The 9,971-nt window shown below is 62.8% G+C and carries 11 protein-coding genes and 2 tRNA genes; 9 read left to right on the top strand and 4 right to left on the bottom strand.

Annotated features, from left to right (window positions below; all coding sequences use genetic code 11):
* Nucleotides 1-395: 395 nt before the first annotated feature.
* Together GWE18_RS39240 and GWE18_RS39235 are read left to right on the top strand one after the other, a co-directional pair.
* Nucleotides 396-1,076, top strand: a complete 681-nt coding sequence (locus tag GWE18_RS39240; protein WP_275190899.1) for a hypothetical protein — start codon at nt 396-398, stop codon at nt 1,074-1,076.
* Nucleotides 1,077-1,191: 115 nt separating this feature from the next.
* Nucleotides 1,192-1,265, top strand: a tRNA-Cys gene (locus GWE18_RS39235).
* A 58-nt stretch (nt 1,266-1,323) separates the two neighbouring features.
* On the opposite strand, the gene GWE18_RS39230 is transcribed toward GWE18_RS39235, so the two are convergent.
* Together GWE18_RS39230 and GWE18_RS39225 are read right to left on the bottom strand one after the other, a co-directional pair.
* Nucleotides 1,324-1,503: a hypothetical protein gene (locus tag GWE18_RS39230; RefSeq protein WP_275190898.1), complete on the bottom strand. Its 180-nt coding sequence runs from the start codon at nt 1,501-1,503 to the stop codon at nt 1,324-1,326.
* Between the two features lie 470 nt (nt 1,504-1,973).
* Nucleotides 1,974-2,630: a TetR/AcrR family transcriptional regulator gene (locus GWE18_RS39225; protein ID WP_275190897.1), complete on the bottom strand. Its 657-nt coding sequence runs from the start codon at nt 2,628-2,630 to the stop codon at nt 1,974-1,976.
* A 102-nt stretch (nt 2,631-2,732) separates the two neighbouring features.
* On the opposite strand from GWE18_RS39225, the gene GWE18_RS39220 reads away from it, so the two are divergent.
* The 3 genes from GWE18_RS39220 (at nt 2,733) to GWE18_RS39210 (ending at nt 4,546) form a co-directional block, all read left to right on the top strand.
* Entirely contained in the window at nt 2,733-3,554 is an 822-nt protein-coding gene (locus tag GWE18_RS39220) for an NmrA family NAD(P)-binding protein (RefSeq protein WP_275190896.1), read from the top strand.
* Between the two features lie 2 nt (nt 3,555-3,556).
* A complete protein-coding gene (locus GWE18_RS39215) occupies nt 3,557-4,042 on the top strand; it encodes an anthrone oxygenase family protein (protein WP_275190894.1) in 486 nt (161 codons plus the stop codon).
* A 192-nt stretch (nt 4,043-4,234) separates the two neighbouring features.
* Entirely contained in the window at nt 4,235-4,546 is a 312-nt protein-coding gene (locus GWE18_RS39210) for a hypothetical protein (RefSeq protein WP_275190893.1), read from the top strand.
* A gap of 254 nt (nt 4,547-4,800) precedes the next feature.
* Here GWE18_RS39210 and GWE18_RS39205 read toward each other — a convergent pair whose 3' ends face one another.
* Together GWE18_RS39205 and GWE18_RS39200 are read right to left on the bottom strand one after the other, a co-directional pair.
* A complete protein-coding gene (locus GWE18_RS39205; protein WP_275190892.1) occupies nt 4,801-5,376 on the bottom strand; it encodes a hypothetical protein in 576 nt (191 codons plus the stop codon).
* Between the two features lie 357 nt (nt 5,377-5,733).
* Nucleotides 5,734-5,808: transfer RNA gene (locus GWE18_RS39200), tRNA-Asn, on the bottom strand.
* Between the two features lie 271 nt (nt 5,809-6,079).
* On the opposite strand from GWE18_RS39200, the gene GWE18_RS39195 reads away from it, so the two are divergent.
* From GWE18_RS39195 to GWE18_RS39180, 4 genes are all read left to right on the top strand, one after another.
* On the top strand, nt 6,080-6,259 hold the full coding sequence (locus GWE18_RS39195) for a hypothetical protein (RefSeq protein ID WP_275190891.1): 180 nt from the start codon (nt 6,080-6,082) through the stop codon (nt 6,257-6,259).
* Nucleotides 6,260-6,397: 138 nt separating this feature from the next.
* On the top strand, nt 6,398-7,063 hold the full coding sequence (locus GWE18_RS39190; RefSeq protein WP_275190890.1) for a protein-L-isoaspartate O-methyltransferase: 666 nt from the start codon (nt 6,398-6,400) through the stop codon (nt 7,061-7,063).
* Nucleotides 7,064-7,313: 250 nt separating this feature from the next.
* A complete protein-coding gene (locus tag GWE18_RS39185; RefSeq protein WP_275190889.1) occupies nt 7,314-8,720 on the top strand; it encodes a TolC family outer membrane protein in 1,407 nt (468 codons plus the stop codon).
* Nucleotides 8,721-9,035: 315 nt separating this feature from the next.
* Complete coding sequence (locus tag GWE18_RS39180) at nt 9,036-9,743, top strand: DUF2497 domain-containing protein (protein ID WP_275190887.1); 708 nt, start codon at nt 9,036-9,038, stop codon at nt 9,741-9,743.
* Nucleotides 9,744-9,971: the final 228 nt, after the last annotated feature.

Raw genomic sequence — 9,971 nt, 5'->3', positions numbered from 1 at the left:
CGCAACTGGGGCCTGCAGCAGTTCACGGTACGCGGCCTCAAAAAGGTCCAGACAGTCCTGCACTGGTTCGCACTCACCAACAACATCCTGGCCGGCCACCGCCTGCTCCGGGCTGCAGCTTGAAGCCGGACAATCAACGCTAGCCAGTTTGGACTAGTCACATAGCCCAATCCCTCTTCGCCAGAGCTGCTAACCTCCAATAGGGTCACAGCCTCTCAGGATGAGGTTTGACGGTTTATGACGCAGTAAGACTAACCGCACGGCCGTCACTGGGATGTCGATGACGGAACGCGCCAGACGGCCGGTCGGATGTTCCGGCACGTTGCTCCGTTCCATCTCTCGCACTAAGAGTGGTGCGTCATGAGTGGTGCGTCGGATGCCAGCGGAGCGACGGGATGGAATTTGTTGCGCATTTGCGCCTGTCGAAACAGGCTTTGATCGATCTCGGTTTCTTCTGCGGCGTTCCGATCGTGCTGGCGATACTGTCGGCCGTTCTCGGACCGTATACGGCCATCATGGGAGGCGCCGGCGCGGCCGCCTATGTCCTGTTCCTCGCCATTGTTCCCTGGTGGTTGACCGGCCTCACGACCCATCTGGTTAGCAAAAGGATCCGGCGAAAACTGCCGCTGTGGCTGATTGCTGCCATAGGTGCGATGGCCGCCGGCCCCTTGGTGTCGTTGTACGTGTATTTCGTCAATTCGATCGCCGGCGACATCTGGCCCGCTCTGAGCGCTTCATTGCCGGCTACATTCAGCACCGGGCATTTCAAATCCGCCGCCCTGTCCGAGGGGCGGGCAGTCGTTCTCTGGATCGCATTCGTTGTCATTTTCCATGAGACGCTGGGGTGGGCGAGGTTTGCACCGCCAGCCAAGGAAACGAACTGTGAGGATCGCTTTCAACTGAGCGGCGCTGAATGGACGGCAGCAGACGATGTCCTGCTGCGATCGTTGATCGGCAGCGGCAAGCCGCCGAGGGCCATCGCGATGGAAATGAAGCGGACGGTCGGAGGTATCCGCGCAAGGACCGCCAAACTGGGCCTTCGGAACAATCGTCACGGCGATAGGTCCGGGGACTGAGGCGCCGGGCCGGGCGGAAGACTCGGACTGTTTCAGTTTGCTAACCAGTGCGGCGCAGGACTGGCGCTGCTTGGTTGCCTATCCGGGGCAGGGCGTATATGAGTGCGCCCGATGGGGCCACGTGGCGGAGTGGTTACGCAACGGTCTGCAAAACCGTGTACACCAGTTCAATTCTGGTCGTGGCCTCCATCCATATAATCAATGGCTTACACCGATTATATGAGAGGCCGCAGTAAGCCGGCCGCGATCAGCCGGCGGCGTACCAGCCGTCGGGAAACGGAACCAGCGGCCAAGAGGCCCCGTTGTCGTTAGCGGCGCGCGGCGAGGGATAAAAAGGCTGGGTCTGGATCACGAAATCATCCTCCGGTGCTGGCGCAATGGCCGTCTGCACGGCTTCCAGCAGCAAATCGTATTCGACTTCACGCATCGCGCTCTCCGGGGTTCCGGAGGCAATGGTGTCAAAAGTATTTTGTTTCCAGATTGAGCGGATCGCTCGAATTTTAACGATGCGGCGACCGCGGCAAAGCTGGTTACTAAAGTGTTGAGTTCCGCGAGCCAACGCTAGCGCCGCACACGTGCGTGCCAGCGTGAGAAGAATCACATTTTGCAAAAATTACTTCGCGTATTCGGCTGGATGGCGCCTGCCTTGTCAAGGCGGGGCATGATCCAGGAGACGCGCTCATGAAGGCAAGGTTTGCGCGAAGTGCGGCACTTCTGTTTCGTTCCCGCCGGGCTTCGACGCTCGGTTTCCTGCTCACACTGATGGCGACCGGCTCTATGTGCCGGCGAGATCCCGAACGCCCGGGCGATTACCGCATGCCTGCGCCGGCAGAAGGCGAGCCTGAGCCCGGGCTGCGCGGCAGTGTTCGAACGATAGAGCGGCGTTGCAGCATCCGCCTACGTGCTATCCATCGCCGCCAGATTCTTCGGCAGCATCCGCTTGAACAGCGTCAGGAAGCGCGCGGCTTCCTTCGGCTCCTGCGCGATGGCATGGCGCACGGCGGCGGCGATCAGCGTCATGATCAGTTGTGAGAACGAGGCGAGGGCGGCCGCGGGCGCATCGGGTGCGATCCGCCGCAACGCGTCGCCGAGCAGGCCGGCCAGATAGGTGCCGTCCTCCTCGTCGAGTTTCTGCAGCGCCCGATCGGCCTGGGTCGCCTGCCAGATGTCGCGCATCACGGGCTCCTCGATGAACATCCGGTAATAGCTGTCGGTGATGCGGCACAAAGCCGGGTAGAGATCCCTGGCATTCCTGACCGAGGCGAGGTCGCGCCGGACGCAGTCGCGGCCGATCGCGTTGTAACGTTCCGCGAGCGTGCCGATGATCGCGGTCTTGTCGGGAAAGTATTGGTAGAGCGAGCCGAACGGCACGCCGCTGCGTTCGACGACGTCGCTCATGCGGAAGGCTTCGCTGCCTTTTTCAGCCATCAGTCCTGCCGCGCATTCGAGAATTTTCTCGAACCGGTCGCGGCTGCGCTGCTGGGTCGGGAAGAGGCGCGCCAACGCGGGCGCCGCTGCTTCGGCCGTTTTCGGTCCGGCTTTCCTGCTCGCCATCGGTCCTCTCACATAAAAGCGACTTGACGTTACTAATACGAGAGTTTATCGGGTTTAGCAAATACGAGATATTCTCGTATTGTGCCTCGAAAGGATTTACCCATGTCAGAACTCCCGATCCTGATTGTCGGCGGCGCCGGCAAGACCGGTGCGCGCGTCAGTGCGTTGCTAAGGGCGAGCAGCATCCCGACGCGGCCGGTGTCGCGCTCGACGCCGGTGCCGTTCGACTGGACCCGGCCCGAGACATGGCCGGCGGCGTTTGCCGGCGTCTCGATGGCCTATGTCACCTACCAGCCGGATCTTGCCGTCGAGGGCGCCAGTGATGCGATCGCCGAGGTGGGCAGGCTGGCGCGCGAGAACGGGCTGGCGCGGGTCGTCCTGCTGTCGGGCCGCGGCGAGCCGGGTGCGCAACGGGCGGAGGCGGCGCTGCAGCAGTCCGGCGTTCCCTGGACCATCGTGCGCGCAAGCTGGTTCGACCAGAATTTCTCCGAAGGTTATCTGCTCGATGGCGTGCTGGCCGGCGAAATCGCGCTGCCGGCGGGCGCCGTGCCCGAACCGTTCATCGACGCCGACGACATCGCCGAGGTGGCGGTCGCGGCGCTCACCGATCAGCGCCATGTCGGCAAGGTCTATGAGGTGACGGGGCCGCGCGCGCTGACCTTCGCGCAAGCGGTCGCCGAGATCGCCGCCGCCGTGGGCCGGCCGGTCCGCTACCGGCAGATCGCGCCGGAACAGTTTGCAGCCGGCATGCGGCCCCACGCGCCCACTGAGGTTGTCGAACTCTTGCTGGAGCTGTTCGCTGTCGTGCTCGACGGGCGCAATTCTGATGTCGCGCATGGCGTCGAACAGGCGCTCGGCCGTCCCGCGCGGGACTTTTCCGATTACGCCCGCCGAACCGCCGCGACCGGTGTCTGGAGGGCATGATCATGCTGCAGATGTTCGTCACGGTCTTGCTGTGGTTTTCCGCCATCGGTTGCGGCCTGCTCGCCGGTCTATACTTCGCGTTTTCGACCTTCATCATGACGGCGCTTGGCCGCATCGGACAAGCTTCGGGCATTGCGGCGATGAATGCGATCAACGTCACGATCGTGCAGTCGCTGTTCATGCCGATCTTCCTGGGAACGACGGTTGCAAGCGCAGCGCTGGCGGTGACCGCGCTGCTTCGCTGGGGCGAGCCCGGCGCGATCGCGATGGCGGCCGGCGGCGTGCTCTATGTGCTCGGCATGTTCGTCGTCACGATGATCTTCAACGTGCCCCTGAACAACGCGCTTGCCGCGGCTGACCCCGCTAGCCACGAGGCCGCATCGCTGTGGGCGCGCTATCTGACGGACTGGACGTGGTGGAACCACGTGCGGACGGTCTCATCCACGGTGGCTTGCGCCCTGTTTATCGCTGCGATTGCGGCAAGGTAGGGCGGCCGCGAATGTCGACAGGTGGCGCGGACCGTCGAGGGACGGCGGTCCCTAATGGTCGTCAGGGTCCTCCCGAGGGAGTGGGTTAATGCGGGGACCGCGTGAGTGCGCCCTTTGAGGGTATTTGCCATCGTGCCTTCCGGCGTAAATTACGCACGATCCCGTACACATGGCCGTGCGCGATGTGGGCGCATGTCGAATACGGAAGCCGTGATCTTCATGGGTTGGAACGTCGGGTCCGGCACGAGGTTAGATGGATTGCGCACCATCGCGGCGGCGCTGACCGGCGCGCTGGATTGGAGGCGGCACATGAAAATCATCGTGGACGAAGCCGGCGAGATCATCGCCAAAGCAACGAATGACCATACTCTAATCGGCGGCCACCACCGCCTCGCGATCGCGGCCAGCCTTGGTAAAAGACTGTTCTGGCGAGATACCGGCGAACCTGTGAAGCTTGATCTCCTCTTCAAGCATCATGGAAGTTCTCTTCAACATACAGCCTGAGATACAGCCTGAGCCGCTCGCCGAGCGTATCGTTGTTCGGATACATCGCGTTGGTCGTCGCGGTCGCGCTGCTGCGCTGTCGGCGCGCGGCGGCGTGGAGCATGTTGCGGCGATGGTCGAAAGCGTCAATCGTCAAACAGGTCGGCGGGCTTTGCTTTCTGGGACGTAGGGGCGATAAGAGCCGCGGAACCCCGACTTGGGTCAACTGCCATGCGGTCGATCAGCAGGGCTCGGACAATTGGCCGCGATGATGCTCATCGGGTTTTTACCGCCGCGCAGAACTGTTCCGTGACCGCCGTCGTTTCCTCGGTGACGTTCCAGCCGTTCGTCTCGGCCTTTTCCTTGGCCAACTTCTGCTCGATCTGAAGCATCTTTTTGATGAGCGCGTACGGTTTCCAGTCGGCCTTGGACAGCTTGACGGGGGGCGCACCGCAGACGTTGTGGGCAATCGCTCTCTGCACGCTAGTGCTGACATCGCCCATGTGGTCCTCGACCACGGCGGTGAAGCGCGCCTTGGCGTGTTGGCTGTTGGCTGCGATGAAGTCCTTGCAGAAGGTGGCCCGTTGACCTCCGTCGCGGGCCTTGATGTAGGCCGTCTGCGTTTCGTAATGGAGGCGGTAGGCGAGTTTGTTGGCGTTCGCGTCGGATTTCACCGCTTCATGCATGGCGCGGTGGTCATCCAAGGTGGCATCATTGATCCTGATGTCACATACTTTCGCGAGGGAGACGACCGGAACGTAGGCCCGCACCTTGGCTTCCAAGGCATCGTTGGCGTGCGCAACTGGTGCGAGCAGGGCGGCAATTGCGAAAGCAGCGCGACAGCGTTTCATGGGTGACATGCTCCCGATCACCGAAAAGCAAGCAGCGGGGTCGGCATCGCGGTGGCCGACCGCACACAAGCGCGGCGATCCAGCCGCGAAGCGTCCAGCCCAGAAAGCGGGTTGAGCAACTTATTGCTCGAATTCCTTGGGCGGCTGTCAAGCGCCGATCTTGATCTGGATTATGGTTCCGCTACGTGACCGAGACGGCAGGCCGCAACGCCGCCTCCGCCGGACTTTGGCCCTGTTGGCTATCCGGCCCTCCAGCTCATCGCGACGGAGCGCGCGCGGAGCGGCGGAATAAGCCGCACCGACTGTAGATTAAAGGTTTTTCTGGGTTTTCGGGATGGATACGGAAAAGCAAGCCGCTGGCTCCCCGGGCTGGATTCGAACCAGCGACCATTCGATTAACAGTCGAATGCTCTACCGCTGAGCTACCGAGGAACAGGCGAAACAAAGGTTCGCGAGCGGGGAGCGTATAACAAAGCCTTTCGGGCTTGCAAAGGACCAAATCACCGGCTGCGCCGTTACTTGAGGCAGGGGCGGAAAGCGCCTGTGGCACAACGATTTATCGTCATTTTTGTCCCTCGGGCAAACGGTGATGGAAACCTGGCAGGTGCAATCCCGTCATCCCCAGGCGTCATGGATTGGGCCGCTAATTCGACTCAATCGGCCCGAAGGCTCCGTTACGCTGGGTTTCACGGGAGTTGATTCGATGCCAGCCATCACGAACGACCTGATGCGCGCGGTACCTTCGATCGTTCCGAGCGACATTCCCGCCATGAGCGACGACGAATGCCTGCTTCGGCTCGCGCAAGCCATTGAAGAGCACGATACCGAACATCTGGATGAGGTCGCGCGGCTGATCGCGCGGCTCGCGGTCCCGATCGAGTAGGCGGCTCTTCCCGCTACTTAAGGCGCCGGCTCGGCGACAGACGTCCGCATGTTGCGTTTTGCCGGCGCTTGTACCAAAGATGACCCCGGTTTCAGCTCTTCCGGCGGCCATGCCGCACGCTTTTCAGGGTCTTAAGCTATGTCCGGTTTTGCCGCCGCGCGCCAGAAAATGGTCGATGGTCAGGTGCGTCCGAGCGACGTAACCGATATCCGAATTCTCGATGCCATGCTGGCGGTGCCGCGCGAGGCCTTCGTTCCCGATAACAAGCAGGCGCTGGCTTATCTGGACCTCGATCTCGACGTCAGCGAAGGCGGCTCGGCGAAGCGGTTCCTGATCCAGCCGGCGGTGCTGGCGAAGATGCTGCAGGCGGCTGAGATCAAGGAGACCGACCGCGTCCTGGTCGTCGGCTGCGCCACCGGATACGCCGCTGCCGTGATCGCCCGATTCGCCTCTCACGTGACTGCGACGGAGAGCGATTCGGCGCTGGCGGCGAAAGCGCAGACGATTATGGCCCGTATTGGCTGTGGAAACGTCGCCGTCGGGGCCGCCGCGCCGGCCGATGGAGATCCGGCAAACGCGCCCTACGACGTCATCATTATGAACGGCGCAACCGAGATCGTGCCGGAGCGGCTCTATGGGCAATTGCGAAGCGGCGGCCGTTTGGTGGGCATTTTTGCGATGTCGCGGCCTGCGCGGGCTACCATCGTGACCTGTTGGCATGGCGACTTCGGTCACCGGTCGCTGTTCGATGCCGCTGCCCCGGTGCTGCCCGGCATGGAACTCGTTCCCGCCTTCGTTTTCTAGCCTTTCAGCCGTTTCCAGGCCCAATAATCGCCCTCCCGGGCCGGCTAAATCCCCTTCGAAATCAGAAGTGTGGCCAGATTGCCCCACGTAAAGAGTTTCGACGCCGTTCGCTTGCAGGGTAGTTTCGTCCAGCCGACGCGCAGAATAAGGTGAGCCGGGACTCACTTCGAGTGAAGCGACGTTCGGTTAATGATCGTGTGCGATCATGGTCATGGGCCGGGCGACCATAAAAATGATTGGATTGCTTGGGATGCGTGGGGTGAAGGCATTTGCCGGGGCTGCGGCCGCGGCCCTTCTATTGGGGTGCATGGGCTCGACGCCCGTCTTGGCCGACACGATAGAGGCAGCGCTGGTGCGCGCCTATCAGAACAATCCGCAGCTCAATGCGCAACGCGCGCAGGTGCGCGTCACCGACGAGAACGTGCCGCAGGCGCTGTCGGGCTACCGCCCCAGGGTCGCGATCACGGCCAGCGCAGGCGTCCAATATACGGACACGCTGAGCACGCAGGGTGGCACCCCCGACGTTCTCGTGAAAACCCCTATCGTCGGCACCAATGCGCCGCGCAGCGTCGGCGGCACTGTCACGCAGACGCTGTTCAACGGCCAGCAGACCGCGAACAGGACAAGGGCGGCAGAGAGTCAGGTTTCCGGCGCGCGCGAGGCCCTGCGGGCCCTTGAGCAAACCGTCTTGCTCAGTGCCGCGACCATCTACATGGACTATCTGCGCGATTCCGCGATCGTCGAGGTGCAGAAGAGCAACGTTCGCGTGCTCGAGCAGACGTTGAAACAGACGCGCGACCGCTTCAATGTCGGCGAAGTCACGCGCACCGACGTTGCGCAGTCGGAGGCGCAGCTCGCCGCCGGCAAGACGCAGCTCCTGACCGCGGAAGCCAATTTGACGACGACGCGCTCGAACTTCCGCCGGATCATCGGCAACGAGCCGCAAGCGCTTGCGCCGGGTTCGCCGGTCGATCGCTTCCTGCCAACGACGCTCCCGGCTGCCGTCGAGCTCGGCTTAACGCAAAATCCGAACGTCACCGCGGCGATGTTCGGCATCGACGTTAGCTACCTCCAGGTCAAGGTGGCCGAAGGCGCGCTGTTGCCGACGGTCACGCTTCAGGCCTCCGTGCAGCAGTCCTATGAGCAGAGCCTGATACAATTCAGGTCGTTCGGCGCGTCCGCGATCACGCAGCTTTCGGTGCCGATCTATCAGGGCGGCAGCGAATACTCCCTGATCAGGCAGTCCAAGGAAACGGCGGCGCAGCAGCGCCTCGTTCTCGACCAGACGCGCGACCAGACCCGCGCCAACGTGGTCACGGCATGGGGGCAGCTCGTCGCCGGCAAGGCGCAGGTCGCCTCCGCGCAAGCGCAGGTGCAGGCCTCGGAAATCGCGCTGAACGGCGTGCGTGAGGAGGCCAAGGCCGGACAGCGCACCACGCTGGACGTGCTGAATGCCCAGCAGGCGCTGGTGAATGCGCGCGTCGCGCTCGTCACCGCGCAGCATGACCGCGTGGTGGCGTCATACTCCGTGCTGAACACGGTCGGACGTCTGTCGCCGCAGGTGCTCAACCTGCCGACCACGGTCTACGACCCGAGCGTGCACTATCATCAGGTGCGAGATAGCTGGGCCGGCGTTCGCACACCCGACGGCCGCTGATCTCCGAGTAGATTTCCGCACAGACGGGATGAAATCGTCGCCCGGCGCCTGAAGCGCCGGGCGCTTTGCTTGCAATCAATTGTGGCCATGACGTACCGTTTCTGGGGCGAGCTGAGCGATTCGCGCCGCGTCTTTACATCTCACAGACGCGGGGCGGGTTGCGTTTTGAGGGGAACAGGACCTCCGCGCGATGCAGCGGGCGGGCTTGATCTGGGGACAAGTCAGGCTTGTGCGATGAAAATCCCGGCCTGCATTTCCGGAACCGGCAATTCCTTCGTGGCTTTGGTGTAAAATGGTTTCGATGTGGAGTCGGAGATGACGCAACCTGCAAAGGTCCAAGAGCCCTCGATGGAGGAGATTCTGGCGTCGATCCGTCGCATCATTGCCGACGACGAGGCGAAGCCTGCGGCTGCCGAGAAGCCGGCGAGCCAGCACGCCGCCGCGAGGCCGGTGATGAAGGATATTCCGCCGTCGGCGATTGCCCCGGCGCCGAAGCCGGCTCCCGCACCGAAGCCGGCCCCGCCGCCGCCCGCGCCCGAACCGGCCGTCAGCAACAGCCAGGACGACATCGATGCGATGCTGGCGAGCCTCGATGCGGCGACGCCCGAAGCCGACGTCAGGCCGGCGCCGCAACCCGAACCCGACGTGTTCGAACTCACCGACGAGATGGCATTGCCGGAGCCGACACCAGCCCCCGCCGCAGCAACATTCAGCAAAGTCGAACCTCAGGACGACATCGAATTCACCGAAGCCAAGGCGTCACGTCGCCAGCAGGCCTACGAGCCGCCGCCGTTCGAGAGCGCGCCAACGCGACCAATTTTATCGCATTCGACCGTCTCCGCCGTGGAATCCGCCTTCAATTCGCTCGCCAATACCGTGCTCAGCAACAACGCGCGGACGCTGGAGGATCTGGTCAAGGAGATGTTGCGGCCGATGCTGAAATCCTGGCTCGACGACAATTTGCCGGGATTGGTGGAGCGGATCGTCAAGGCCGAAATCGAGCGGGTTTCGCGCGGGCGGTAGTTCCCGCTGCCCGACCAAACCGGTCACCACGGCCTCATTCAGCCGCCTGACCGGCCGTTACCGCGGCTCCCCGCTGCCCCCGATTGACTTGTCAGGTTGACTTGAGGCGCTGTGGCGGCTTTCTAGGGGCCGTCCGGTGCCGATCACATCAGAACCGGGCGCTTACCCACGTTGTTTTGATACGTATTCTTTGGGCGAACCGGTGACGGTTGCTCAAGAACGCCCCCA

The organism is Bradyrhizobium sp. CSA112 (genome assembly GCF_029051645.1).
Classification (GTDB): domain Bacteria; phylum Pseudomonadota; class Alphaproteobacteria; order Rhizobiales; family Xanthobacteraceae; genus Bradyrhizobium.
This window is presented reverse-complemented; position numbering and strand designations above follow the sequence as displayed.

Bases quoted from the DNA above. Each gene is read 5' to 3' on its own strand.
- GWE18_RS39240 (WP_275190899.1), top strand. From the start codon at position 396: ATGGAATTTGTTGCGCATTTGCGCCTGTCGAAACAGGCTTTGATCGAT.
- GWE18_RS39230 (WP_275190898.1), bottom strand. From the start codon at position 1,503: ATGCGTGAAGTCGAATACGATTTGCTGCTGGAAGCCGTGCAGACGGCC.
- GWE18_RS39225 (WP_275190897.1), bottom strand. From the start codon at position 2,630: ATGGCGAGCAGGAAAGCCGGACCGAAAACGGCCGAAGCAGCGGCGCCC.
- GWE18_RS39220 (WP_275190896.1), top strand. From the start codon at position 2,733: ATGTCAGAACTCCCGATCCTGATTGTCGGCGGCGCCGGCAAGACCGGT.
- GWE18_RS39215 (WP_275190894.1), top strand. From the start codon at position 3,557: ATGCTGCAGATGTTCGTCACGGTCTTGCTGTGGTTTTCCGCCATCGGT.
- GWE18_RS39210 (WP_275190893.1), top strand. From the start codon at position 4,235: ATGTCGAATACGGAAGCCGTGATCTTCATGGGTTGGAACGTCGGGTCC.
- GWE18_RS39205 (WP_275190892.1), bottom strand. From the start codon at position 5,376: ATGAAACGCTGTCGCGCTGCTTTCGCAATTGCCGCCCTGCTCGCACCA.
- GWE18_RS39195 (WP_275190891.1), top strand. From the start codon at position 6,080: ATGCCAGCCATCACGAACGACCTGATGCGCGCGGTACCTTCGATCGTT.
- GWE18_RS39190 (WP_275190890.1), top strand. From the start codon at position 6,398: ATGTCCGGTTTTGCCGCCGCGCGCCAGAAAATGGTCGATGGTCAGGTG.
- GWE18_RS39185 (WP_275190889.1), top strand. From the start codon at position 7,314: ATGCGTGGGGTGAAGGCATTTGCCGGGGCTGCGGCCGCGGCCCTTCTA.
- GWE18_RS39180 (WP_275190887.1), top strand. From the start codon at position 9,036: ATGACGCAACCTGCAAAGGTCCAAGAGCCCTCGATGGAGGAGATTCTG.